Annotated in this window: 26 protein-coding genes; 23 read left to right on the top strand and 3 right to left on the bottom strand. The window is 57.5% G+C overall.

From position 1 onward, the window contains the following. The first annotated feature begins 1 nt into the window (after nucleotide 1). The 16 genes from ACR0AU_RS15310 to ACR0AU_RS15235 all read left to right on the top strand — a co-directional run bounded on the left by ACR0AU_RS15310 (nucleotide 2) and on the right by ACR0AU_RS15235 (nucleotide 15,333). Entirely contained in the window at nucleotides 2-418 is a 417-nt protein-coding gene (locus tag ACR0AU_RS15310; protein ID WP_170733155.1) for an MAPEG family protein, read from the top strand. Next, entirely contained in the window at nucleotides 415-918 is a 504-nt protein-coding gene (locus ACR0AU_RS15305) for a DUF3291 domain-containing protein (protein ID WP_170403991.1), read from the top strand. The genes ACR0AU_RS15310 and ACR0AU_RS15305 overlap by 4 nt, the downstream gene beginning before the upstream one ends. Before the next feature lie 76 nt (nucleotides 919-994). Beyond that, the gene (locus ACR0AU_RS15300) at nucleotides 995-1,354 is read left to right on the top strand and encodes a hypothetical protein (RefSeq protein ID WP_170397047.1); all 360 of its coding nucleotides are present in this window, start codon (nucleotides 995-997) and stop codon (nucleotides 1,352-1,354) included. A gap of 98 nt (nucleotides 1,355-1,452) precedes the next feature. Further along, complete coding sequence (locus ACR0AU_RS15295) at nucleotides 1,453-1,857, top strand: DUF5333 domain-containing protein (RefSeq protein WP_170424103.1); 405 nt, start codon at nucleotides 1,453-1,455, stop codon at nucleotides 1,855-1,857. A 2-nt stretch (nucleotides 1,858-1,859) separates the two neighbouring features. After that, nucleotides 1,860-3,881, top strand: coding sequence for an NADH-quinone oxidoreductase subunit NuoG (gene nuoG / locus ACR0AU_RS15290; RefSeq protein WP_170733154.1), 2,022 nt, complete (start codon nucleotides 1,860-1,862; stop codon nucleotides 3,879-3,881). Between the two features lie 204 nt (nucleotides 3,882-4,085). Beyond that, entirely contained in the window at nucleotides 4,086-5,123 is a 1,038-nt protein-coding gene (gene nuoH, locus ACR0AU_RS15285; protein WP_039534288.1) for an NADH-quinone oxidoreductase subunit NuoH, read from the top strand. 1 nt (nucleotide 5,124) lies between these two features. After that, the gene (gene nuoI / locus ACR0AU_RS15280) at nucleotides 5,125-5,619 is read left to right on the top strand and encodes an NADH-quinone oxidoreductase subunit NuoI (RefSeq protein WP_170397042.1); all 495 of its coding nucleotides are present in this window, start codon (nucleotides 5,125-5,127) and stop codon (nucleotides 5,617-5,619) included. After that, nucleotides 5,616-6,026 carry a carboxymuconolactone decarboxylase family protein gene (locus tag ACR0AU_RS15275; protein ID WP_010442761.1) on the top strand — a complete coding sequence of 137 codons (411 nt, stop codon included), beginning with the start codon at nucleotides 5,616-5,618 and terminating at the stop codon, nucleotides 6,024-6,026. The genes nuoI and ACR0AU_RS15275 overlap by 4 nt, the downstream gene beginning before the upstream one ends. After that, a complete protein-coding gene (locus ACR0AU_RS15270) occupies nucleotides 6,023-6,625 on the top strand; it encodes an NADH-quinone oxidoreductase subunit J (protein WP_170397038.1) in 603 nt (200 codons plus the stop codon). Before ACR0AU_RS15275 ends, ACR0AU_RS15270 begins: the two co-directional genes overlap by 4 nt. A 4-nt stretch (nucleotides 6,626-6,629) precedes the next feature. Next, complete coding sequence (gene nuoK / locus ACR0AU_RS15265) at nucleotides 6,630-6,935, top strand: NADH-quinone oxidoreductase subunit NuoK (RefSeq protein WP_005984024.1); 306 nt, start codon at nucleotides 6,630-6,632, stop codon at nucleotides 6,933-6,935. A 6-nt stretch (nucleotides 6,936-6,941) separates the two neighbouring features. Next, nucleotides 6,942-9,071, top strand: coding sequence for an NADH-quinone oxidoreductase subunit L (gene nuoL, locus ACR0AU_RS15260; protein WP_170397036.1), 2,130 nt, complete (start codon nucleotides 6,942-6,944; stop codon nucleotides 9,069-9,071). After that, nucleotides 9,071-10,615 carry an NADH-quinone oxidoreductase subunit M gene (locus tag ACR0AU_RS15255; protein WP_170403976.1) on the top strand — a complete coding sequence of 515 codons (1,545 nt, stop codon included), beginning with the start codon at nucleotides 9,071-9,073 and terminating at the stop codon, nucleotides 10,613-10,615. Before nuoL ends, ACR0AU_RS15255 begins: the two co-directional genes overlap by 1 nt. Before the next feature lie 15 nt (nucleotides 10,616-10,630). Further along, a complete protein-coding gene (gene nuoN, locus ACR0AU_RS15250) occupies nucleotides 10,631-12,073 on the top strand; it encodes an NADH-quinone oxidoreductase subunit NuoN (protein ID WP_170733152.1) in 1,443 nt (480 codons plus the stop codon). Between the two features lie 54 nt (nucleotides 12,074-12,127). After that, nucleotides 12,128-12,877 (top strand): biotin--[acetyl-CoA-carboxylase] ligase, encoded by a 750-nt coding sequence (locus tag ACR0AU_RS15245; protein ID WP_170403973.1) that lies wholly within the window; start codon nucleotides 12,128-12,130, stop codon nucleotides 12,875-12,877. A gap of 12 nt (nucleotides 12,878-12,889) precedes the next feature. Further along, on the top strand, nucleotides 12,890-13,669 hold the full coding sequence (locus tag ACR0AU_RS15240) for a type III pantothenate kinase (RefSeq protein WP_170397028.1): 780 nt from the start codon (nucleotides 12,890-12,892) through the stop codon (nucleotides 13,667-13,669). After that, nucleotides 13,666-15,333: a ribonuclease J gene (locus tag ACR0AU_RS15235; protein WP_170733151.1), complete on the top strand. Its 1,668-nt coding sequence runs from the start codon at nucleotides 13,666-13,668 to the stop codon at nucleotides 15,331-15,333. The genes ACR0AU_RS15240 and ACR0AU_RS15235 overlap by 4 nt, the downstream gene beginning before the upstream one ends. Here ACR0AU_RS15235 and ACR0AU_RS15230 read toward each other — a convergent pair. Both ACR0AU_RS15230 and ACR0AU_RS15225 read right to left on the bottom strand, forming a co-directional pair. Further along, nucleotides 15,330-16,031, bottom strand: coding sequence for an NUDIX hydrolase (locus tag ACR0AU_RS15230; RefSeq protein ID WP_170397746.1), 702 nt, complete (start codon nucleotides 16,029-16,031; stop codon nucleotides 15,330-15,332). The genes ACR0AU_RS15235 and ACR0AU_RS15230 overlap by 4 nt on opposite strands. Next, on the bottom strand, nucleotides 16,028-16,426 hold the full coding sequence (locus ACR0AU_RS15225; protein ID WP_170397024.1) for a DUF983 domain-containing protein: 399 nt from the start codon (nucleotides 16,424-16,426) through the stop codon (nucleotides 16,028-16,030). The genes ACR0AU_RS15230 and ACR0AU_RS15225 overlap by 4 nt, the downstream gene beginning before the upstream one ends. Nucleotides 16,427-16,647: 221 nt before the next feature. Between ACR0AU_RS15225 and ACR0AU_RS15220 the strand changes: the two genes are divergently transcribed. From ACR0AU_RS15220 to ACR0AU_RS15205, 4 genes are read left to right on the top strand one after another with little or no spacing between them, the layout of a single operon-like run. Beyond that, complete coding sequence (locus tag ACR0AU_RS15220; RefSeq protein ID WP_170403961.1) at nucleotides 16,648-17,103, top strand: EF-hand domain-containing protein; 456 nt, start codon at nucleotides 16,648-16,650, stop codon at nucleotides 17,101-17,103. A gap of 6 nt (nucleotides 17,104-17,109) precedes the next feature. After that, nucleotides 17,110-17,724 (top strand): RNA polymerase sigma factor, encoded by a 615-nt coding sequence (locus tag ACR0AU_RS15215; protein WP_170403958.1) that lies wholly within the window; start codon nucleotides 17,110-17,112, stop codon nucleotides 17,722-17,724. Beyond that, nucleotides 17,717-18,061: a hypothetical protein gene (locus tag ACR0AU_RS15210; RefSeq protein WP_480795902.1), complete on the top strand. Its 345-nt coding sequence runs from the start codon at nucleotides 17,717-17,719 to the stop codon at nucleotides 18,059-18,061. Before ACR0AU_RS15215 ends, ACR0AU_RS15210 begins: the two co-directional genes overlap by 8 nt. Beyond that, a complete protein-coding gene (locus tag ACR0AU_RS15205) occupies nucleotides 18,058-18,531 on the top strand; it encodes a periplasmic heavy metal sensor (RefSeq protein WP_170397015.1) in 474 nt (157 codons plus the stop codon). Before ACR0AU_RS15210 ends, ACR0AU_RS15205 begins: the two co-directional genes overlap by 4 nt. Nucleotides 18,532-18,535: 4 nt before the next feature. On the opposite strand, the gene ACR0AU_RS15200 is transcribed toward ACR0AU_RS15205, so the two are convergent. After that, complete coding sequence (locus tag ACR0AU_RS15200; RefSeq protein ID WP_170733333.1) at nucleotides 18,536-19,936, bottom strand: diguanylate cyclase; 1,401 nt, start codon at nucleotides 19,934-19,936, stop codon at nucleotides 18,536-18,538. Nucleotides 19,937-20,025: 89 nt separating this feature from the next. On the opposite strand from ACR0AU_RS15200, the gene ACR0AU_RS15195 reads away from it, so the two are divergent. The 3 genes from ACR0AU_RS15195 (at nucleotide 20,026) to ACR0AU_RS15185 (ending at nucleotide 22,698) form a co-directional block, all read left to right on the top strand. Next, nucleotides 20,026-20,310, top strand: a complete 285-nt coding sequence (locus ACR0AU_RS15195) for a DUF3572 domain-containing protein (protein ID WP_170397013.1) — start codon at nucleotides 20,026-20,028, stop codon at nucleotides 20,308-20,310. Nucleotides 20,311-20,329: 19 nt separating this feature from the next. Then, complete coding sequence (locus ACR0AU_RS15190; protein ID WP_170424087.1) at nucleotides 20,330-21,025, top strand: HAD family hydrolase; 696 nt, start codon at nucleotides 20,330-20,332, stop codon at nucleotides 21,023-21,025. A gap of 113 nt (nucleotides 21,026-21,138) precedes the next feature. Beyond that, complete coding sequence (locus ACR0AU_RS15185) at nucleotides 21,139-22,698, top strand: trimethylamine methyltransferase family protein (RefSeq protein ID WP_170397009.1); 1,560 nt, start codon at nucleotides 21,139-21,141, stop codon at nucleotides 22,696-22,698. Nucleotides 22,699-22,811: the final 113 nt, after the last annotated feature.

Genomic DNA, 22,811 nt, shown 5'->3' with positions numbered 1-22,811 from the left:
GATGGAAGTCTATGCCGAATATTCCCACGCGATCGCCGCTTTGGTGATCTTTACCCTGATCGTTCTGTTCATGTCGCCGTTCTCGGCGCTTGCAAAGGCGAGCAAGGGGCTGGCACCGGGGGCAACTCCGGATCAGGATTATTCGGACAGGGCCTATCGTTTGAACCGCGCCTATCTGAACGGCACAGAAACACTGCCTGCCTTTTTGACTGTTACAGTCGCGGCGATCCTGTTGGGGGCCAGCCCGTTCTGGGTGAACCTGCTGGCCTCAATAGCGCTGCTGGCGCGGGTTGTTATGTTGGTGATTCACCTGCGCGGGATCGGCAAGCCGCATAGCGGGGTCCGGTCTGTTGCTTATGTGGTTGGATGGGCCTGCATGTTCATTCTTGGCCTTATTGCTTTGGTGGCCGCGTTTTGATCCAGCCCGAAGGATATCATCTGGCCGAGTTGAATGTCGGCCGTTTGTTGGCGCCAACAGACGATCCGCGTGTGGCTGAATTCATGGCCAACCTGGATCGCGTCAACGGGCTTGGCAAGCGGATGTCTGGCTTTGTCTGGATGATGGAAGGCTCGGGCGAGCCGGGAACAGGCAACACCGAAAACAGCATCGGGGATGATCCGCAATTCGTCGCGAACCTGACGGTTTGGGAAGACGTCGCCAGCCTTGAGAAATTTGTTTGGGGGACTATCCACAAACAGTTCTACGAGCGTCGGCAAGAGTGGTTCGAAATCCTTGGCGAACAACATTTTGTCATGTGGTGGGTGCGGGAAGGGCATTGCCCCAGTTTGGCCGAAGCGCTGGATCGTCTGGAAAAGCTGCGCTCGGAAGGTCCCAGCGAGCATGCCTTTGGGTGGGCAGAATTGAAACAGGCCAGCAAGTGGCGCGACAATCGTTGCGTACAGGTCGCGGCGGAGTGAACGGGATGTTGATTCATACGCTTTCTCCTGCGCATCAGCGGATGCCACAAGCGCCAGCCACGAAACAGGAGTGGTCATGATGGCGAAACGCGTATTCGTAATGACAATGGTATTGGTGGGAAGCTTACTTGTATCTGCCTGCGGTACAGCGAAATCGAGGGCGACCCGCGTGGCGTTTGACGGCATTTTCTTCAACGCCAACGCTAAACACGTGGATAAGAAGACGACACCTACCGATTTCACTGTGACTGTGAATGGCGTTTCGCAGTCATTGGAAGGCGCACGCGAAGCGGGCCGCTATGAGGCGACAAAATTCTGCATTCAGAATTTTGGATCGTCCAGAATTGTATGGAAGGTTGGGCCGGAGACCGAGCCGCAAAATCTACGGATCGAAAACGATAAGCTGACGTATGCCGGAAGCTGTCAGCGACCATGAGCCACCGTATCGCATATCACGGCAAAACCCATGGGCTGTTATTGCATAGCAGCCCGGCTGACCGCCGTCTTGGGAATCCCAAGACGAAAGGAAATGTCATGACTGTTGTACGACTTCTGGCCGCGATTTGCGCGATTTCGATGCCTGTAATGGCCGAAGCCAAACCACCCTTGAGGGATGTCAAAGAGATCGACAACGAACTCTACTACATCGCGATCGCAAATGAGATTTCGGAGTACTGTCCGTCGATCAGCGGGCGTCGACTTAAGGCGATTGGAGTGATGTGGGATCTGCGGTCCAAGGCGAACAAACTGGGATATTCGGACAAGGAAATCCGCGCCTATGTGGACTCGGATGCCGAGAAAGACAGGATGCGTGCCAAGGGTGAGGCGTATCTGACCCAAAACGGCGTGTCTTATGAAAATCCCAATTCTTTCTGCACGTTGGGGCGGAAAGAGATTGAAAGAAACAGCGCCATCGGCGTGTATTTGAGGGCGAACTAGCGATGTCTGACCTCCGCAAAGTCAATATCGACGGGCAGGAAATCGAAGTCGATGGCGCGATGACACTGATCCAGGCCTGCGAGCAGGCCGGGGTCGAAGTGCCGCGCTTTTGCTATCACGAGCGTCTGTCGATTGCCGGGAACTGCCGGATGTGTCTGGTCGAGGTCGTGGGCGGCCCGCCGAAACCGGCGGCCTCCTGCGCGATGCAGGTGCGCGATCTGCGTCCGGGTCCCGAAGGGCAGGCACCGGTGGTCAAGACGAACTCGCCCATGGTCAAGAAGGCCCGCGAAGGGGTGATGGAGTTTCTGCTGATCAACCACCCGCTGGATTGCCCGATCTGCGATCAGGGCGGCGAGTGTGACTTGCAGGATCAGGCCATGGCCTATGGTCTGTCAGGCACGCGCTTCAAAGAAGCCAAGCGTGCCGTGGATGATCTGGACCTTGGTCCGCTGGTAGGCACCGCGATGACTCGCTGCATCAGTTGTACCCGTTGCGTGCGCTTCACCACAGAGGTCGCCGGGATCACCCAGATGGGGCAGACCGGGCGGGGCGAGGATGCCGAGATCACCTCGTACCTGAACCAGACGCTGGATTCGAACCTGCAGGGCAACATCATCGATCTGTGCCCGGTAGGGGCGTTGACCTCGAAGCCATATGCCTTCACCGCGCGCCCTTGGGAACTGAACAAAACCGAGAGTATCGACGTGATGGATGCTTTGGGCTCAAGCATCCGTGTAGATACCAAAGGGCGTGAAGTGATGCGCTTTCTGCCGCGCAACCATGACGGTGTGAACGAGGAATGGATCAGCGACAAGACCCGCTTTGTCTGGGACGGCTTAAGGCGTCAGCGACTGGACAGGCCTTATGTGCGGGAAAACGGCAAGCTGCGTCCTGCCACATGGCCAGAGGCACTGAACAAAGCTGCTGAGGTTCTTAAGGGGGCCGAGAAACCGGCTGGGATCGTAGGTGATCTGGCTCCGGTTGAGGCCATCTATGCGCTGAAACAGATGATCGAAGGGCAAGGCGGTATCGTTGAGTGCCGCACCGACGGCGCCAAACTGCCTGCGGGTAACCGAGCAGCCTATGCCGGGACCGCGGCAATCGAAGATATTGATGCGGCTGAACGTATCCTGTTGATCGGGACCAACCCGCGTGACGAGGCTCCGGTTTTGAATGCTCGTATCCGCAAGGCCTGGGCACACGGCGCCGAGGTGGCCCTGGTCGGGCCTGCCGTCGATCTGACCTATGAGTATCACCATGTAGGCAGCGACCGTGCCGCGCTGCAGACCATCGTTGATATGGGTGGTGATGATGAGATCAAGGGCAAGCGCTCTCTTGTCATCGTCGGGCAGGGCGCGCTGCAGGAGGCCGATGGCTCTGCCGTTCTGGCCGCCGCGCAAGCCATTGCAAGCAATACCGAAAGTGGGCTGATCGTTCTGCACACCGCGGCATCGCGCGTAGGTGCGATGGATGTGGATGCAACCAACGAAGGTGGCATGGAGGCGGTCAACGCGGCCGATGTGATCTATAACCTCGGTGCTGACGAAGTCGAGATCGGCGAGGGTGCTTTTGTGATCTATCAGGGCAGTCACGGCGATCGTGGCGCGCACCGCGCAGATGTGATCCTGCCGGGGGCGGCTTACACAGAAGAAAACGGTCTGTTCGTGAACACCGAAGGGCGCCCTCAACTCGCCATGCGCGCAGGCTTTGCACCGGGAGAGGCCAAGGAAAACTGGGCAATCCTAAGGGCGTTGTCTGCCGAGCTGGGGGCTACTCTGCCCTATGATACATTGGCTCAGTTGCGCACCTCCTTGCTCGAATCTGTTCCGCATCTGGCGCGCATTGATGAGGTGATTGAGAATGAAGCAGCGGCGCTACAAGCCGGAAAATTGGGTGAAGCCAGCTTCCGCAATGCAATCAAGGATTTCTACCTGACCAACCCGATTGCCCGCGCCTCGCAATTGATGGCCGAACTATCGGCACAGGCGCAGACCCGCAAGACTGAGAAGATTGCGGCTGAATGAACCAGAAACGTTTCATATCGCAGACGTACGCGGTGCCCGGGTGGCAGATAGCCGCGCCAGATTTGCGTGTGAAATTGAAGATTAAGGGTGGCGTACAGACGGCAGATGCTGTTTACACCAACGCGCCGACCCAGCCGCAGATTGCGCAGGCATCTGGCCTTTGCATCGCACGCGGAAACCAAAATACCCACGGTGTGAGGACCAATGGCTGACTTCTTTAACACCCCAGGCGGAATAGCTATCATCATTCTGGCGCAAGTGCTTGCTGTTGTTGCGTTCGTGATGATCTCGCTGTTGTTCCTCGTTTACGGCGACCGCAAGATCTGGGCCGCCGTCCAGATGCGTCGCGGCCCCAATGTTGTCGGCGTATACGGCCTGCTGCAATCGGTGGCGGACGCACTGAAATATGTGGTGAAAGAGGTCGTCATTCCCGCAGGTGCCGACCGTACGGTGTTTATCCTCGCACCATTGACCAGTTTTGTCCTTGCGATGATCGCCTGGGCGGTGATCCCGTTCAACGATGGCTGGGTCCTGTCGGACATCAACGTCGCCATCCTCTATGTCTTCGCAGTCTCATCGCTTGAGGTTTATGGCGTGATTATGGGTGGTTGGGCGTCGAATTCAAAGTATCCATTCCTTGGGTCGCTGCGCTCTGCCGCGCAGATGATATCATACGAGGTATCCATCGGTCTGATCATCATCGGCATCATCATCTCGACCGGTTCGATGAACTTTGGTGATATCGTCCGCGCACAGGATGGCTCGTTCGGGTTCTTCAGCTGGTACTGGCTGCCGCATTTCCCGATGGTGTTCCTATTTTTCATCTCGGCATTGGCTGAAACCAACCGGCCACCCTTCGATCTGCCCGAGGCGGAATCGGAACTGGTTGCAGGCTATCAGGTCGAATACTCGGCCACGCCTTTCCTGCTTTTCATGGCCGGTGAATACATCGCCATCTTCCTGATGTGTGCTCTGACCACACTGCTGTTCTTTGGCGGTTGGCTGTCCCCGATCCCAGGCCTGCCTGACGGCGTATTGTGGATGGTTGCCAAGATGGCGTTCTTCTTCTTCATCTTCGCGATGGTCAAGGCGATCACACCCCGCTACCGCTATGATCAGTTGATGCGCCTGGGTTGGAAAGTGTTCTTGCCGTTCAGCCTCGTCTGGGTCGTCTTCGTGGCCTTCGCGGCGAAATTCGACTGGTTCTGGGGCGCGTTTGCCCGTTGGAGCGTAGGAGGCTGATATGACTCAAATCGACTACACCCGCGCCGCCAAGTATTTCCTGCTGCAGGACTTCTGGGTCGGAATGAAATTGGGCTTGAAATACTTCTTCGCCCCAAAAGCGACCGTGAACTACCCGCATGAAAAGGGGCCCTTGTCCCCGCGGTTCCGGGGTGAACATGCCCTGCGCCGTTATCCGAACGGTGAGGAACGCTGCATCGCCTGCAAACTGTGCGAAGCGATCTGCCCTGCACAAGCCATCACCATCGATGCCGAGCCGCGCGAAGACGGAAGCCGCCGCACCACGCGCTATGACATCGACATGACCAAATGCATCTATTGCGGTTTCTGCCAGGAGGCATGTCCGGTTGATGCCATCGTCGAGGGCCCGAATTTCGAATTCGCCACCGAAACCCGGGAAGAGTTGTTCTACGACAAGCAGAAACTGCTGGATAATGGCGAACGCTGGGAAGCCGAAATCGCTCGCAATCTGGAAATGGACGCGCCGTACAGATGAGTGACAGTCCGACAAATCCGTTCGAGCTGATGATGAAGCAAGCTCAGGACATGGCCAAGGCGATGAACCCGGCGATGGAAAATTTCTCGCCCAAAGGGTTCGAGGCGCTGTGGCCGACCATGCCGAAAGAGGTCATGGAGATGATGTTCGGCAATACCGTCAACAAGGACGGGCTGGACGCCAAAACGCGCCTTCTGCTGACGCTGGCCGGGCTGACCTGTCAGGGCGCTCAGGCGGACTCGGCGGTGCGTCAGACCGTGCGCCACGCGCTTGAGGCTGGCGCCAAAAAACAAGAGATCGTGGAAACGATCGGTCAGATGTCGGTCTTTGCCGGCATCCCGGCCATGACCCGTGCGCTCGATCTGGCGCAAGAGGTCATGGGTGATAACGAGGATGAGGATCAATGACCGTCTTTGCCTTCTATCTGTTTGCCATCAGCGCCATCACCGGCGGGCTGTTCACGGTGATCAGCCGCCAGCCGGTGCATTCGGTGCTGTGGCTGATCCTGTCCTTTCTGTCCTCGGCGGGCCTGTTCGTGCTGCTGGGGGCCGAGTTCGTGGCGATGCTGCTGATTATCGTTTACGTCGGCGCGGTCGCGGTTCTGTTCCTCTTCGTGGTGATGATGCTGGATGTGGACTTTGCCGAGCTGAAGGCCGAGATGGCGCGCTACATGCCGCTGGCGCTTTTGATCGGATTGGTGATCCTGATGCAGTTCGTCATGGCCATCGGAGCATGGGACAGCGCGCAGGGTGCCGCCGCCAATCTGGCGCAGCCGGTACCGAGCGACCGCCACAACACTGAGGCGCTCGGCGTCATTCTATACGATCAATACTTCCTTCTGTTCCAACTGGCGGGCCTGATCCTGCTGGTGGCCATGATCGGTGCCATTGTGCTGACACTGCGCCACCGTCAGGACATCAAGCGTCAGGACATCATCGGCCAGATGATGCGCGACCCGGCCAAAGCGATGGAGTTGAAGGACGTGAAACCGGGGCAGGGACTTTGAGACGATGATCGGACTTGAACACTATCTTACGGTCGCGGCGACGCTGTTCGTCATCGGCATTTTCGGTCTCTTCCTGAACCGCAAGAACGTCATCATCCTGCTGATGAGCATCGAGTTGATGCTGCTGGCGGTGAATATCAACCTCGTGGCGTTCTCTAGTTTCCTCGGCGATCTGGTCGGGCAGGTCTTTACGCTGTTCGTGTTGACAGTTGCGGCGGCTGAGGCGGCGATTGGTCTTGCCATTCTGGTCTGCTTCTTCCGCAACCGTGGCACCATCGCGGTTGAAGACGTCAATATGATGAAGGGGTAAGAGAATATGGAAACCACCATCCTCTTTGCCCCGCTCGTGGGTGCGTTGATCTGCGGTTTTGGCTGGCGCTTCATTGGTGAGAAAGCCGCCATGTGGACCGCAACGGGCCTGCTGTTTCTGGCCTGCCTGCTCAGCTGGATCGTCTTCCTCTCATTTGACGGCCACACCCAGCAGATCGAGATCATGCGCTGGATCGAAAGTGGTTCGCTGTCGACAAGCTGGGCCATTCGTCTGGACCGTCTGACGGCGATCATGCTGATCGTGGTGACGACCGTTTCGGCGCTGGTTCACTTGTATTCGTTCGGCTACATGGATCACGACCCGCAATGGCGTGAAGGCGAAAGCTATAAGCCGCGTTTCTTTGCCTATCTGTCGTTCTTCACCTTCGCCATGCTGATGCTGGTGACGGCGGACAATCTGGTTCAGATGTTCTTTGGCTGGGAAGGCGTGGGTGTCGCCTCGTACCTGCTGATCGGGTTTTATTATCGCAAGCCCAGCGCCAATGCAGCGGCGATGAAAGCGTTCATCGTGAACCGAGTGGGCGATTTCGGCTTTGCGCTGGGGATCTTCGCGCTGTTCTTCCTGACCGACAGCATCAATTTCTCAGACATATTCGCGTCGGCCCCGGCATTGGCGGAGGAAAAACTGAGCTTCCTCTGGGGTGAGTGGACTGCGATCGAGGTGATCTGTGTTCTGCTGTTCATTGGCGCGATGGGTAAATCGGCGCAGTTGATACTACACACCTGGCTGCCGGATGCGATGGAAGGTCCGACCCCTGTGTCCGCGCTGATCCACGCTGCGACCATGGTTACCGCAGGTGTGTTCCTGGTCTGCCGTATGTCGCCGCTGATGGAGTTCGCACCGGGGGCCACCGGGTTCATAGCCTTCCTTGGCGCTTCGACTGCGTTTTTCGCAGCAACCGTGGGCTTGGTGCAGACCGATATCAAGCGGGTCATTGCGTATTCGACCTGTTCGCAATTGGGTTACATGTTTGTCGCCGCCGGCGTTGGCATGTACTCAGCCGCGATGTTCCATCTGCTGACGCACGCGTTCTTCAAGGCGCTGCTGTTCCTTGGTGCCGGTTCAGTGATCCATGCGATGCATCATGAGCAGGAGATGACCGAGTACGGCGGTCTGCGGAAGAAAATCCCCTATACGTTCTGGGCGATGATGATCGGCACGCTGGCCATTACCGGTGTGGGCATCCCGCTGACCACGTTTGGATTCGCCGGGTTCCTGTCGAAGGATGCCATCATCGAAAGCGCCTTTGTAGGTGGCACAGGTTATGCCTTCTGGATGTTGGTAATCGCAGCGGTGTTCACCTCATTCTACAGCTGGCGTCTGATATTCCTGACCTTCTATGGCGAGCCGCGTGGCGACAAGCATACGCATGAGCACGCGCATGAAAGTCCGATGGTCATGCTGGTCCCGTTGGGGGTACTGTCTCTGGGCGCGGTATTCTCGGGGATGCTGTGGTACAACCAGTTCTTCGGCTACACCGATAAAGTGGCCAAGTTCTACGGTATTCCGCTGGCGGAAGAGACCGGCGGTCATGGCGAAGTTGCCGCAGACGCATCTCATGGTGAGGCCAAGGCAGATGACGACCAATTCGACGCGAAGGCTGATAAAGGCGAGGGTGACTACAAGGCGGACAAAAAGCATGCCAGTTTTGGCGGTGAGCCGGGCGAAGGCGCGCTGTATATGGCACCTGACAACAATGTCCTGAACGATGCGCATGAGGCTCCGAAATGGGTCAAAGTATCGCCTTTTGTTGCCATGCTGCTGGGTTTTGTCGTCGCCTATTGGTTCTACATCGTGAACACGTCGTTGCCCGCACGTCTGGCGGCGAACCAGCGGCCGCTGTACCTGTTTCTCAAGAACAAGTGGTACTTTGACGAGATCTACGACGCGATCTTTGTCAAACCTACCGTTGCGCTGGGTCGGTTCCTGTGGAAACGCGGTGACGGCAACACGATTGATGGCTTCCTGAACGGGGTTTCGATGGGCGTGGTGCCCTTCTTCACCCGCCTCGCAGGCAAAGCTCAGACGGGTTACATCTTTACTTACGCCTTCTGGATGGTTTTGGGCATCGCCGCTCTTGTCACCTGGATGTCGATCGGCGGAGGCGCAAACTAATGGACAATATCCTATCTATTGTCACCTTCATCCCCGCCATCGCAGCAGGCATTCTGGCCCTGTTTCTGCATGGCGAGGACGTAGCCGCGCAGCGCAACGCCAAATGGGTTGCGCTGGTGGCCACAACCGTGACCTTTCTGGTCTCAATCGGCATCTATACCGGCTTTGATCCGTCCAACACCGGCTTCCAGATGGTGGAAGAGGGCGAGTGGCTGCTGGGCTTGAAGTACAAGATGGGTGTCGATGGTATCAGCGTTCTTTTCGTGCTGCTGACCACCTTCATCATGCCGCTGACCATTCTGGCCAGCTGGCAGGTCACGGACCGGGTCAAGGAATACATGATCGCATTCCTGCTGCTGGAAACGCTGATGCTGGGCGTGTTCATGGCGCTGGATCTCGTGCTGTTTTACCTGTTCTTCGAGGCGGGCCTGATCCCGATGTTCCTGATCATCGGTATCTGGGGTGGCAAGGACCGCATCTATGCCAGCTTCAAGTTTTTCCTATACACCTTCCTCGGCTCGGTGCTGATGCTGGTGGCGATGGTTGCGATGTATGCGGATGCGGGCACCACGGATATCGAAGCGCTGATGAGCCATCAGTTCTCGTCCGAAGGGTTCAGCGTACTGGGCATCTATATCGTCGGCGGCATGCAGACGCTGATGTTCCTGGCCTTCTTCGCGTCGTTCGCGGTGAAGATGCCGATGTGGCCGGTGCATACCTGGTTGCCGGATGCGCACGTTCAGGCGCCGACGGCAGGTTCGGTCGTGCTGGCGGCGATCCTGTTGAAGATGGGCGGCTATGGCTTCCTGCGCTTCAGCCTGCCGATGTTCCCGGTGGGGTCTGCGGTGATGACCGATGTGGTGCTGTGGATGTCGGCGATTGCTGTTGTCTACACCTCTCTGGTCGCGCTGGTGCAGGAGGATATGAAGAAGCTGATCGCCTATTCCTCGGTCGCGCATATGGGCTTTGTGACCATGGGTATCTTTGCAGCGAACCAGCAGGGCATTGATGGCGCGATCTTCCAGATGCTCAGTCATGGGTTCATATCCGCAGCGCTCTTCCTGTGTGTTGGCGTGATCTATGACCGGATGCACACCCGCGATATCGAGGCGTATGGCGGTTTGGTCATCCGGATGCCGGCTTACGCTCTGGTCTTCATGCTGTTCACCATGGCCAATGTCGGCTTGCCTGGTACATCGGGCTTCATCGGGGAATTCCTGACCCTGATGGGCGCTTTCCAGGTCAACACCTGGGTGACGGCTGTGGCTGCAACCGGTGTGATCTTCTCAGCGGGCTATGCGCTGTGGCTCTATCGCCGGGTAGTTTTTGGAGATCTGATCAAGGAAAGCCTCAAGGCCATCACAGACATGAGTTCGCGCGAGCGGCTGATCTTCGCGCCGCTGATCGTGATGACCATTCTGCTTGGGGTTTATCCCTCGCTGGTGACCGATGTGATCGGGCAATCCACCGCAGCGCTAATCTCGAACTATGACACGGCTCTGGCCGCGGCTGAAGCCGCAACCCAGACAGCCGCTTCGCATTAAGGGGGCTTTGGAGACATGATCCAGGCTGATCTGACAATCATCCTGCCGGAAATTGTTCTGGCAATTTATGCGATGGCGGCGCTGATCGGGGCTGTCTACACCACCAAGGATGCTCTGGCTCCCATGCTGGTCTGGGCCACTTCAGGTCTGATGGCAGTGTTGGCAATCTGGATTGCGATGAATGGCGAAGGTACCAACGTGGCCTTCAACGGCATGTTTGTGGATGACGGCTTTGCTCGATTTGCAAAGGTTGCGATTCTGCTGTCTGCCGCTGCGGTATTGCTGATGAGCCAGGAATATATGGCGCGCCGCGATCTGTTGCGCTTTGAATATCCTCTGCTGGTCGCACTTGCGGCTGTAGGCATGATGATGATGGTTAGCGCAGGCGATCTGATGTCGCTTTATATGGGGCTTGAGCTGCAGTCGCTGTCGCTTTACGTCGTGGCCGCCTTGCGGCGCGACAGTGCCAAATCCACCGAAGCCGGTTTGAAATACTTCGTGCTGGGCGCGTTGAGTTCTGGCTTGCTGCTCTATGGTGCGTCGCTGGTTTACGGCTTCACTGGCACCACGCTGTTCTCGGGCATCATCCAAACGGTGCATCATGGAGATGTCTCGATTGGCCTCCTGTTTGGCCTGGTGTTCATGATCTCGGGTCTGGCCTTCAAGGTCTCGGCCGTGCCGTTCCACATGTGGACGCCGGATGTGTATGAAGGGTCACCGACCCCGATTACCGCGTTCTTCGCCACCGCTCCGAAAGTGGCTGCGATGGCCTTGTTCGCGCGCTTGATGCATGACGCATTCGGAGGCGTGATCAAGGATTGGCAGCAAGTGATCGTGCTGCTTTCGGTCCTGTCGATGTTGCTGGGCGCGGTTGCGGCCATCGGGCAGCGTGACATCAAGCGGCTGATGGCGTTTTCGTCGATTGCCCATATGGGATACGCTCTGATCGGACTGGCCGCCGGGACCGAGATGGGCATCAAGGCAATGCTGATGTATCTGGCCATCTATGTGACGATGAATATCGGAACCTTCGCATTCATCCTGATGATGGAGCGTGATGGCAAACCGGTCACTGATATTGATGCGCTACGTCAGTTCTCGAAGCGCGATCCGGGCAAAGCTCTGGCGGTCCTGATCCTGATGTTCAGTCTGGCGGGCGTGCCACCGATGCTGGGCTTCTTCGCCAAGTTCGGCGTCTGGCAAGCGGGTATCGATGCCGACCTGTTCGGGCTGGTGATCGTCTCGGCCATCGCCTCGGTCATCGGTGCGTTCTACTATCTGCGGATCGTGTTCTACATGTATTTCGGGGCGGAGAATGAAGACCCGATCGAGATCCGCTCGACCCCGGTTTTGTGGGCAGCGCTGATGGGCTCTGCGGCTCTGATGTTGATTGGCGTATTTTATCAGTTCGGTGTGGAAGGGGCAGCTTCAGCTGCTGCGACGACGCTTGTCAACTGATACTGCCGCGTTTCGATCAACCGAGGCTCGGTCGCGCGACCGGGCCTTTTTGACATGAGCGAATGGCCGCAGGGATATGGCCTGCATATACTGAAAGAAGTCGACAGTACTCTGAATGAGGCGGTGCGGCTTGCGCCAACAGCGACCGGTCCGGTCTGGATCATGGCCCATCATCAGACCGCCGCGCGTGGTCGGCGCGGGCGAGCCTGGGCCAACCCCAAAGGTAATCTGGCAGCGACTTTGCTGATGCGCCCGCCGGGTGATCCGGAACAGGCGGCCCTTCGAAGTTTTGTCGCAGCGCTCGCCCTGTATGATGCCTGTGTGGCGGTAACGGGGCGCGCAGTAGGTTTGGCACTGAAATGGCCCAATGACGTGCTGCTCAACGGCGGAAAACTAGCGGGTATCCTGCTAGAAAGCACGGGGCAGGGCCGGGGGGTGTCACATCTGGCGATAGGGGTTGGGGTGAACCTGTCCGAGGCACCGGGCACTGATCGCGTCGAAGCCGGAGCGGTGCGACCTGTTTCTCTGCTCTCGGAAACCGGCGCGCTCACCACCCCCGAGGATTTTCTGACCGAACTGGCGGTAGCTTATGCGCATTATGAGACCCAGTTCATGACCTACGGGTTCGAACCGATCCGCACCGCCTGGCTATCCCGAGCAGCGCGGTTGGGCGAAGTCATAACCGCTCGTACAGCCACGTCCGAAACGGTTGGAACCTTCGAAACGGTAGACGTGGGTGGCAGCCTTGTCCTAAACACCGCCAAGGGCCGGGTCAGCATTCCGGCTGCGGATGTGTACTTCTGAAAGGGGCGCGGGATGCTTCTGGCGATTGATTGCGGCAATACCAACACCGTTTTCTCGATCTGGGATGGCGAAAAGTTTCTGTGCACCCTGCGCACCTCAACTCATCATGCCCGCACAGCGGACGCATATTTCACTTGGTATTCAACCTTGGTGAAACACTACGGTATCGAAGCTGATATCTCGGATGTGATCATCGCCTCAACCGTGCCACGCGTGGTGTTCAACCTGCGGGTCTTTGCTGATCGCTTTTTTGGATGCCGGCCGATTGTTGTTGGCAAGCCAGATTGCCTGCTGCCGGTCAATCCGCGCGTGGACGAAGGCACCGTGCCCGGTCCGGACCGGTTGGCCAACGCGGCGGCGGCGTTCGACCGCCATGGCGGCAATGTGGTTGTGGTTGACTTTGGGACGGCTACGAATTTCGACGTAGTCGCAGCCGACGGCGCCTATGTCGGTGGTATCATCGCCCCTGGCGTGAACCTGAGCCTTGAGGCACTGCATCAGGGTGCCGCGGCGTTGCCGCATATCGACATCACGAGGCCCGAAAAAGTGATTGGAACAAACACGGTTGGCTGTATCCAGTCCGGCGTGTATTGGGGATATTCCGGCCTGATCGAAGGGCTGATCTCGCGCGTGAAAGCTGAATACGGAATGGCGATGAAAGTCGTCGGTACCGGTGGCCTGGCGCCTCTGTTTGACCAGGCTGACGTGGGTTTTGACGCTATCGAGGATGATCTGACGATGCACGGGTTGACCGTGATACATCGCTATAACAAGGAAAATGGCTCAACATGAGCAGTGAACGACTGATCTATCTGCCGCTGGGCGGTGCAGGCGAAATCGGCATGAATGCCTATGTCTATGGTTACGGTAAGCCGGGGCAAGAGCGGTTGATCCTTGTGGATCTTGGCGTTGCCTTCCCGGACATGGACACCTCGCCCGGCGTGGATCTGATCTTTGCAGACATCACCTGGTTGAAAGAGCGCGCCGATCAGCTGGAAGCAGTTTTTGTCACTCACGCGCACGAAGATCATGTCGGGGCGGTGGCCCACTGTTATGAGGCTTTAGGCGCGCCGGTCTACGCGCGCGCTTTTACCGCCAATATCGCGCGTCGCAAGATGGAAGAACGCGGCCACCCGACCGAGGCGGTGCAAACTGCGTCTCCATGGCCCGAACAGATCAAGGCTGGCCCGTTTACCGTTGGTTTCCTGCCGGTTTCGCATTCCATCCCTGAAAGTGCAGGGCTCGTTATCGACTCGCCTGCCGGACGCGTGGTGCATACGGGGGATTTCAAGCTCGATTCCAACCCGGTCGTGGGCGAACCATTCGATCCCGATCTGTGGGCCGAGGTGGCAAAGCCCGGCGTCAAAGCGTTGATCTGTGACAGTACTAATGTGTTCTCAAGCCATCCCGGGCGTTCGGAATCCGAAGTCGGCCCCGAGATCACCCGTCTGGTTCAAGAGGCCAGCGGCATGGTCATCGCAACCACGTTTGCCTCGAACGTGGCACGCGTGAAAACGCTGGCAGAGGCGGGACAGAAAGCCGGCCGTTCGGTCGTTCTGCTGGGTCGTGCGATGCGGCGTATGATCGAGGCGGCGACCGAGACCGGCATCCTGACCGATTTTCCAAAGGTTATCAGCGCCGAAGAGGCCGTCGACGTGCCGCGCGCGAACCTGATGTTGATTGTGACTGGCAGCCAAGGCGAACGCCGCGCAGCCAGCGCCCAACTGGCGCGCGGTAAGTATCGCGGACTAGAAGCGAAAGAGGGCGATCTGTTTCTGTTCTCGTCCAAGACTATTCCCGGCAATGAACGTGGCGTGATCCGCATCATGAACCAGCTCAGTGAGAAGGGCGTGGATGTGGTCGATGACAGCTCTGGTCTGTATCACGTCTCGGGTCACGCCAACCGGCCTGATCTTGAGAAGGTTCACGCTCTGATCGATCCGCAGATGGTCATCCCGATGCATGGCGAACACCGCCACTTGCGTGAGCATGCCAAACTGGCCGAAGCGGGCGGACGTACTGGGATTCTCGCTGTTAACGGCACTATGCTGGATCTGACTGGGAATGCGCCCAAAGTGGCGGATTATATCGAGACTGGCCGGACCTATCTGGATGGTACAGTCAAAATCGGCGCCTTGGACGGCGTGGTGCGCGACCGGATTCGCATGGCGCTGAACGGCCATATCACCATCACGGTGATATTGGACGAAGAAGACGAACCGCTGGGTGAGCCGTGGTGCGATACGATGGGCCTGCCCGAAATGGGATCATCCCGCGCGGGGCTGATTGAGGTGCTGGAAGAGGACCTGAACCAGTTCCTGATGCGTGCGGGCGCAAAGACGCTGCGTGATGACGACAAACTGGAAGAAGGGTTGCGCCGGATCGCACGTCAGACCGCGCAGGCCGAGATCGGCAAGAAACCCGAGGTAACAGTGGTTGTTAGCCGAATGCGTTAATCTGCATAGGGCATCGGATAGCCCCGAAGCTGCAGGAAAAGGCTGGCCTCTTCGTTGTTGAGAAAGAAGGGAACGGTTTCAGGCGGGTTCGGGTCCTCTGCACGGGCAGCGACTTCGGCCAGAACAACTTCGGTGATGAAGGGCAGGTCGAACTCCCGCGCTTGGCTGATCTTGACCCATTGCAAATGCGATAGCTCGTCCGAGGCATGGGTGAAGTCGTCAAGATCCCCCTGAATCGCGTCCGCATCGACCAGAAAGAACCTGGCGTCGAACCGGCGGGGTCGCCCCGGTGGTGTGACTGCGCGAAAGACAAATTGCAGTGCTTCCGCAGACGGCAGGTAGCCCATCGCCGCAAAGCTTTGCCAATCGGCCGGGATCGCGCCTTGCCAATTCCCTTGTTGTCCCAGAACAAGCCCGGTTTCTTCCCACAACTCTCGGATCGCCGCGACAGCCAGAGAGGTCTGCAAGTTTGGCGCTGATTGTTGTGACAGGCGATCGGTGCATAGATCGGGCAATGGCGTACTGAGCGGGATGCCTGCATCGGAAGCATCAACCGCGCCGCCCGGGAATACGAATTTGTTCGGCATGAACGCAGCCTTGGCACCGCGTTGGCCCATCAGGATCGACGGGTCTGTGAACCGATCACGCAATACGATTACGGTAGCAGCATCCCGGATTGCGGTTTTATCCGCCGTCATCCGGCCTTGCCAAACCCGTGCATCCGCCGCGCCCATTGATAGGCGACAACGGCCCCTTTGAGACGGGGCAGAAGGAACAGGGATAGCGCGACGCAGCCGATCGAGAATGCAATCGCCATGGTCCATGGATCGGGACGCCACTGCACGTAAGAGACATGAAGGGCGGGTGCCAGAAGGTGCCCCACCAGCAGGATCGTCAGGTAGGCCGGGCCGTCATCAGCGCGATGATGGAACAATTCCTGCCCGCATTCCGAACAGGTGTCATTCACCTTGAGATAGCTGTGCAACAGCGCACCCTCACCGCAATTCGGGCATTTGCACCGGAACCCTCGGATCAATGCGGGTTTTGTTGGGCGGTCTTCTTCGAGCGAACTGTCAATAGTTTGGTCAATCATATGTATCTCGCGCATCTTTCCTGGAGGCATATAGGCAGGATCAGACCCAACGGAAAAGGGGGGTGCGTCGCTTTGTGGCGCTGCTGCTTAGCGTATCATTTTCTATTGGCGTTTCAAATAAAGCAAAAAAAGTTGTGCCGGAAGCGACGGAAACCCGCCCAAGCCGCGTTTGAATAGGTATCAACAGCGGCAAATGGCCGCCAAATTCAGGGAACTATGTAATGAAAACCAAAAGCTTCATTTCGGCAATCGTCGTAGCTGCAGTTACTGTGACCGGCACTTCCGCTTTGGCCAAGGGCCCGCGTGCGACATTTCAGGAACTGGATGCCGACGGGGACGGGCAGGTGACTCAGGCCGAGATCGAGACACATCGCAACCAGAAATTCACCGCTGCCGATACGGATGGCGACGGCCAACTGAGCGTCGAAGAAATGCAGGCCGCGGCGCAGACCAAGGCCAACGAGCGTGTTACCAAGATGTTCGAAAAGCACGACGCAAATGCGGATGGTTTCCTTAGCGAAGATGAATTGCCGAAACCGCGCCGCGCCTCCAAGATGTTCGAGCGCATCGATGCCGACGGCAACGGTTCGATCTCAGAACAGGAATACGCGGATGCAAAAGACAAAATGGGCCGGAAACACAAGCGGCATCAGAAGTCGGACACCGACAACAACTGATGCGGGATGGAGGATCTGACCTCTTATCCCGACATCGAGCATGGCGGAACACCTGCCATGCCCGAGCCCAGCGACGAAGAGTTGCTGGGCCGGTTTTCTGATGGCGATGCTACGGCGGCCCGCCTGCTGACCGGGCGGTTGGGGCCGCGAAGTTATTCCGTGGCTTTGCGAATGCTGGGAAACCCAGCAGAAGCAGAGGACGTGACGCAAGAAGCGATGATGCGCCTTTGGAAGATGGCACCTGACTGGGTGCCGGGGCAGGCGCAGTTATCGACCTGGCTCTATCGCGTAACACTGAATCTATGTGTGGACTTGCGCCGGAAAAAGCGGCCTCAAGCGTTGGACAATGTGGCCGAACCCGAAGATGAGACTGCCAGTGTGGTCGACCAGATGCAGGAGAGTGCCCGCAAGGACGCGTTGCAGGCTGCATTGGAGCATTTGCCGGACCGGCAGCGGCAGGCTGTGGTTCTGCGGCACATCGAAGAATTGTCCAATCCCGAAATCGCGGGGATCATGGATATTTCGGTCGAGGCGGTTGAAAGCCTGACCGCGCGTGGCAAACGATCTCTGACCGCGATACTGGCGGGGCGTCGGGATGAACTGGGGTACGAACATGGCTGATCAAGATAGCGAACTCGACCATCTGTTTGCACGGGCGCGTGCAGCGCGGGATACGTTTCCTGACGATCTCGCTGTTCGCATCGAAACGGATGCTGAAACCATACGTCTGGCCCGAACCGCAAGACCGCAGCGGCGGACATGGCGGCAAAAGATAGGCGTTATCGGGGGGTGGCAAGGGTTGAGCGGTCTTGTGGCCGCAAGCGCAGCTGGCGTCTGGATCGGGTTCTCCGCTCCGGCCTTCTTGCCGGACCCTGTTGATTATTTCATCTCACAAGAGACGACCTATCTGATGGCCGATCTGAATTTAGACGAAAACTATCTGGAGGACGCAGAATGAGCGATCATCCCGCACCCAAACGCAAATGGATGCCGATATTGCTGGTTGTCTCTCTTGCTTTGAATCTGCTGATTGTCGGAGTCATTTTGGGTGCGGCATTGCGCTTCAAAGGAAGCGCTCATGCCGATGCGCCTCCGGGATTTGGCCCGGCGCTGTATTATGCGCTGCCAAAGTCGGATCGAAAGGCTCTGCGAGGTGAGTTGTCGGACCTGCGCGGAAAAGGATCACATCGGCGCAAGCAGGATTTTACTGCTCTTAGTCAAGTGCTTAGGGCCGTGCCTTTCGATCCCGCAGCGGTTGCGAGTCTTTTGGCACAGCAGTCGAAGGCAACTGCTGATCTGCAGACTGCGCTTCATCAGCAATGGCTGGCCCAGATCTCGGCCATGAATGATGACCAACGTGCCGCTTACGCGGACCGGCTGGAGGACGTAGTTAAACGCGGCCCGCGCAAACACAAAAAACGGGACTGACTAGTCACGCTGCGCTTTGCCGAATCTGTACCTGGTTGCGGCCCGCTTTTTTGGCGGCATAAAGTGCTTTGTCCGCCGAGCTGATCAATCGACCAACCGGGTCTGTTTCGCCTGGATGAGAAAGTTCGGGCGGGGTACATAATTTCACCCCCACGCTGATCGTTACGGGTACTGGGGCTGGACGATCCGGCAGCTGAAAAGGTGTTTCGCAAATTGTTTCACAGATCTGCTTCGCTTGCTTCAGCGCTTGGTCGGTTGAGGCATTCGGTAGCCCGATCATGAACTCTTCGCCGCCGATACGCGCGACAAAACCGGTTTTTCCTATCACGACTCGCAGCCTTTTCGCGGTTTCGGTCAGAACCAAATCCCCCGCGGCGTGACCGTAACGGTCATTGATTGCCTTGAAGTGGTCCAGATCGGCCAGCATCACGGCGAATCCGTGTTCCGTTTCTGGGGCCTGATGCGCGATCTGGTCCAGCGCGCGCATCGCATAGCGGCGATTGAACAGTCCGGTCAGCGGATCGATCAGGGATTCGGCCAAATCCCTGCGCAATGTCGCTCGCAATCTGTCGTCTCGGGTCTTGCGGGCGATCAGAGTTTCAAGCCGCAAGCATATCTCATCTGTCTGAAACCCGCCCATGCAGACCGCATCAGCACCTCGGTCCAGCGCCTCGGCCGCAAGTGCGGGATTATCATCCGGCAACACACCGATCAGCACCGTATTTCGTGTCGCACCGCGCGACCGAAGATCTGCCAGAAGGTTCCGCCCCGAGCTATTCGGTGCAAGCTCAACAACAATCGCGTCCGGGATCGTTCCGGACAGGATGCCTTTGAGATCAGGCAGAGTATGGCCGGTCACACGATGCCGGGTTTGATGGGTCAGAGCATTACTCCACAACGCGCTGGTTCGAACTGTTTGCGTCAGGATCGCGATCTCTGCCGTCGATGGCGGGGCGATCAGCACCTGTGGCGCCTCGCCAAAGCCAATGGTTTGGACCGAACCTTCGATGTTTAATTCCTGCCGTTCGGCGCGCGTACGTAACAAGCTGCGCACGCGGGCCAATAGAAGAGTATCTTTGAACGGATAGCCAAGCACATCGTCCAGCCCGTCCGACAGTGCTTTCAACCGCGCTGCTTTGTCGTTTTGCGGTGCAATCGCCACAATCGGCACATCGATCAGGGCAGGATCTGCCGTCATCACTTTCTTAACATCCACAGCGGTTCCGTCGGGCAGAGTTTGCGCTGTAAGAACCAGATCAGGCCGTGTCCGCCGCAGCAATGCACCAAGCCCGGCCAGTTTCTCACCCTGCACGACATGGTACCAGGCGGCCGTCAACTGAACCTTGAGCATTATACGATTGGTCGAAACACCGTCGAGGACGAGTATGGTGCCTTGTACAGACATAGCCATTCACCGTTTGATTGCATGCGTTGCTAAAGTGTTTATGAGTCTGGTTAACAAACCCTTTCCAACACAGTGTCCGAGGCCAGTTTATGCCGATCTCCGCCAATTCCGCTGAAACTCTGGCCCTGAATGTGCTGGGCTGGCTGGTGGGAAATGATGAGTTGCTGCCCGTTTTCCTGGGGGCGACAGGTGCCTCGGAACAAGATTTGCGCGACCGTGCGGGTGAGGCTGAATTTCTTGGGTCTGTGTTGGACTTTCTGCTGCTTGACGATTCATGGGTGATCGCTTTTTGTGACGCCAATTCCGTGCCCTACGAAGAGCCGGGTCAAGCCCGTGCTGCGTTGTCCGGAATTTCGGATATGCACTGGACCTAACCCAAAGGAAATTTGTTTCATGGCAATCGACGCCCTCGTGTTCGACAAGGACGGTACTCTTTTTGATTTTGCAGCCACTTGGGGTGCGTTCGGGCGTATCGCGATGCTGCAGCTCTCTGATGGAGATGTGCAGCGCGCGACCGAGTTGGGGAAGGCCATCGGATTTGATTTTGAACAAGAGAGCTACGACCCGAATAGCGTAGTCATCGCCGGAACGGTCGATGAAGTTGCTGCAGCCCTTACACCGCATTTGCCTGAGGTATCTCTGGGGCACCTGATCGAAACACTCAACCGGGCGTCAGCGAACGCAGAGCAGATCCAAGCCGTTCCCTTGGCACCATTCCTTGCCGAGCTGCGTCGCGCCGGGCTGAAACTGGGCGTTGCGACGAACGATGCTGAAATGCCGGCCCTGCAGCACCTGCAGTCCGTTGGTGTGCGAGACCATTTTGATTTTGTAGCCGGATATGACAGCGGACATGGTTACAAGCCAGGTCCGGGGCAGCTATTGGCCTTTGCTCAGCATGTCGAGGTCGCGCCATCTCGTGTTGCGATGGTTGGTGACAGTCTTCACGATCTAGAGGCGGGACGCGCCGCAGGGATGGTCACCATCGGGGTTCTGACCGGCATGGCGACGGCCAAAACACTCGAACCGCTGGCGGATGTCGTCTTGCCCAACATCGGGCACATTCCCGGCTGGTTGTCGAAAACCGAATAACCTCGGTTCCAAATCGCCGGGTTGGATAATAAAACCGACAACTCTTGTCGCAGACAGAACGGCGATGCTGAGTCTTCGGGGCTTTCATAGGAGTGAAAGCGCGGAGGATGGTGATGGCTGAGAGCAAGACACGCAAACGTCGCGGTGGTGGACGCGCGGGCGCAGCCGCGAGGCGCGGCGCGGCGGTGATCGAGCAGATGCCCTGGAACCCGCCCACAAACATCGACAAGCCAATCGAGCCGTTGGGACCCGAGGGAATCGAAGCGGTTCACGAAGGTGCCATGCGGATTCTCGAAGAGATCGGCATCGAGTTCTACAATCAAGAAGCCATCGGGATCCTGCGCAAGGCGGGCTGTACAATTTCCGGCGACAACGTCCGTATGGACCGGGATTTCGTGATGGAAATGGTGAGCAAGGCGCCCAACAAATTTACCATCACGCCGCGCAACCCGGAGCATCAGATCGAGATTGGTGGCAAGACCATTCTGTTCGGCAATGTTTCATCCCCACCAAATTATTGGGACATGGAAATCGGAAAAAAAGTGCCCGGCACCCGGCGGATGTGTCAGGACCTGCTGAAGCTGACGCAATACTTCAACTGTATCCACTTTGCAGGTGGATATCCGGTTGAGCCGGTCGATATCCACGCCAGCATACGGCACCTTGATGTGCTTTATGACAAGCTGACCCTGACTGATAAGGCAATGCATGCCTATTCGCTGGGGAAAGAGCGCGTCGAAGACGTGATGGAGATGGTGCGTATCGCGGGTGGCCTGAGCCACGAGGAATTCGAGGCCACGCCCCGGATGTACACTAACATCAACTCGACCTCACCGTTGAAACACGACCATCCAATGATCGATGGCTGCCTGCGGCTTGCGCGGCGTGGGCAGGCAATTGTCGTGACACCTTTCACTCTGGCCGGGGCGATGGCCCCCGTGACGATGGCTGGCGCAGTGGCACAATCGCTTGCCGAAGCGCTGTGCGCGATTGCGTTGTTTCAGTACGTTCGCCCGGGTATTCCATGCGTGATCGGGACCTTTACTTCGAATGTCGATATGAAATCCGGTGCGCCTGCATTCGGGACACCGGAATACATGCGCTCGACCCAGATGACTGGGCAGATGGCACGGTATTATGGCTTGCCTATGCGGTCCTCGGGCGTTTGCGCGGCAAATGTGCCCGATGGGCAGTCGGTTTGGGAAACCTCGAATTCCCTTTGGGCGGCGGTGCAGTCAGGCACCAACATGGTATATCATGCGGCAGGCTGGCTGGAAGGAGGCCTTATCGCAAGCCCCGAGAAATTCATCATGGATTGCGAAATCCTTCAGCAGATTCAGAGGTATATGCAGCCGGAACTGACAGCAACGGGCCCGGATGACATCGCCCTTGAAGCGATCCGGTCTGTTGGAAACGACGGGCATTTCTTTGGCATCCAACATACGCAAGATCGTTATACCACCGCATTTTATCAGCCGTTCCTGAGTGACTGGAAAAACTTCGAAGCCTGGGAAGCAGCTGGTGGTATCTGGACTGCGGAACGTGCCCATCGGATGTTCAAAGAGATCGTGAACAATTTCGAAGCCCCGAAGATGGATGAGGCGATCCGCGAGGAGCTGGCCGAGTTTGTTGAGCGCCGCAAGGCCGAAGGCGGTGCGCCGACCGATTTCTGATCGCTGCCCAATCCGCACTTCAGTTTGGGATTAGATCGGATTCTCATAATCCTGTATCGGATTTTGGGTGTTTGTTAAGTTTTCTGCGATCACTTGAGAGTGTCTTTCAATCT

It is taken from the genome of Ruegeria sp. CG1 (genome assembly GCF_056537265.1).
The sequence above is the reverse complement of the archived record's forward strand: the minus strand, read 5'-3'. Positions and strand labels throughout refer to the sequence as shown.

What these genes read in the sequence shown, in the direction of transcription:
- ACR0AU_RS15310 (WP_170733155.1), top strand. Translation starts at nt 2, where the DNA reads ATGGAAGTCTATGCCGAATATTCCCACGCGATCGCCGCTTTGGTGATC.
- ACR0AU_RS15300 (WP_170397047.1), top strand. Translation starts at nt 995, where the DNA reads ATGATGGCGAAACGCGTATTCGTAATGACAATGGTATTGGTGGGAAGC.
- ACR0AU_RS15295 (WP_170424103.1), top strand. Translation starts at nt 1,453, where the DNA reads ATGACTGTTGTACGACTTCTGGCCGCGATTTGCGCGATTTCGATGCCT.
- nuoG (WP_170733154.1), top strand. Translation starts at nt 1,860, where the DNA reads ATGTCTGACCTCCGCAAAGTCAATATCGACGGGCAGGAAATCGAAGTC.
- nuoH (WP_039534288.1), top strand. Translation starts at nt 4,086, where the DNA reads ATGGCTGACTTCTTTAACACCCCAGGCGGAATAGCTATCATCATTCTG.
- nuoI (WP_170397042.1), top strand. Translation starts at nt 5,125, where the DNA reads ATGACTCAAATCGACTACACCCGCGCCGCCAAGTATTTCCTGCTGCAG.
- ACR0AU_RS15275 (WP_010442761.1), top strand. Translation starts at nt 5,616, where the DNA reads ATGAGTGACAGTCCGACAAATCCGTTCGAGCTGATGATGAAGCAAGCT.
- ACR0AU_RS15270 (WP_170397038.1), top strand. Translation starts at nt 6,023, where the DNA reads ATGACCGTCTTTGCCTTCTATCTGTTTGCCATCAGCGCCATCACCGGC.
- nuoK (WP_005984024.1), top strand. Translation starts at nt 6,630, where the DNA reads ATGATCGGACTTGAACACTATCTTACGGTCGCGGCGACGCTGTTCGTC.
- nuoL (WP_170397036.1), top strand. Translation starts at nt 6,942, where the DNA reads ATGGAAACCACCATCCTCTTTGCCCCGCTCGTGGGTGCGTTGATCTGC.
- ACR0AU_RS15255 (WP_170403976.1), top strand. Translation starts at nt 9,071, where the DNA reads ATGGACAATATCCTATCTATTGTCACCTTCATCCCCGCCATCGCAGCA.
- nuoN (WP_170733152.1), top strand. Translation starts at nt 10,631, where the DNA reads ATGATCCAGGCTGATCTGACAATCATCCTGCCGGAAATTGTTCTGGCA.
- ACR0AU_RS15245 (WP_170403973.1), top strand. Translation starts at nt 12,128, where the DNA reads ATGAGCGAATGGCCGCAGGGATATGGCCTGCATATACTGAAAGAAGTC.
- ACR0AU_RS15240 (WP_170397028.1), top strand. Translation starts at nt 12,890, where the DNA reads ATGCTTCTGGCGATTGATTGCGGCAATACCAACACCGTTTTCTCGATC.
- ACR0AU_RS15235 (WP_170733151.1), top strand. Translation starts at nt 13,666, where the DNA reads ATGAGCAGTGAACGACTGATCTATCTGCCGCTGGGCGGTGCAGGCGAA.
- ACR0AU_RS15230 (WP_170397746.1), bottom strand. Translation starts at nt 16,031, where the DNA reads ATGACGGCGGATAAAACCGCAATCCGGGATGCTGCTACCGTAATCGTA.
- ACR0AU_RS15225 (WP_170397024.1), bottom strand. Translation starts at nt 16,426, where the DNA reads ATGATTGACCAAACTATTGACAGTTCGCTCGAAGAAGACCGCCCAACA.
- ACR0AU_RS15220 (WP_170403961.1), top strand. Translation starts at nt 16,648, where the DNA reads ATGAAAACCAAAAGCTTCATTTCGGCAATCGTCGTAGCTGCAGTTACT.
- ACR0AU_RS15215 (WP_170403958.1), top strand. Translation starts at nt 17,110, where the DNA reads ATGGAGGATCTGACCTCTTATCCCGACATCGAGCATGGCGGAACACCT.
- ACR0AU_RS15210 (WP_480795902.1), top strand. Translation starts at nt 17,717, where the DNA reads ATGGCTGATCAAGATAGCGAACTCGACCATCTGTTTGCACGGGCGCGT.
- ACR0AU_RS15205 (WP_170397015.1), top strand. Translation starts at nt 18,058, where the DNA reads ATGAGCGATCATCCCGCACCCAAACGCAAATGGATGCCGATATTGCTG.
- ACR0AU_RS15200 (WP_170733333.1), bottom strand. Translation starts at nt 19,936, where the DNA reads ATGTCTGTACAAGGCACCATACTCGTCCTCGACGGTGTTTCGACCAAT.
- ACR0AU_RS15195 (WP_170397013.1), top strand. Translation starts at nt 20,026, where the DNA reads ATGCCGATCTCCGCCAATTCCGCTGAAACTCTGGCCCTGAATGTGCTG.
- ACR0AU_RS15190 (WP_170424087.1), top strand. Translation starts at nt 20,330, where the DNA reads ATGGCAATCGACGCCCTCGTGTTCGACAAGGACGGTACTCTTTTTGAT.
- ACR0AU_RS15185 (WP_170397009.1), top strand. Translation starts at nt 21,139, where the DNA reads ATGGCTGAGAGCAAGACACGCAAACGTCGCGGTGGTGGACGCGCGGGC.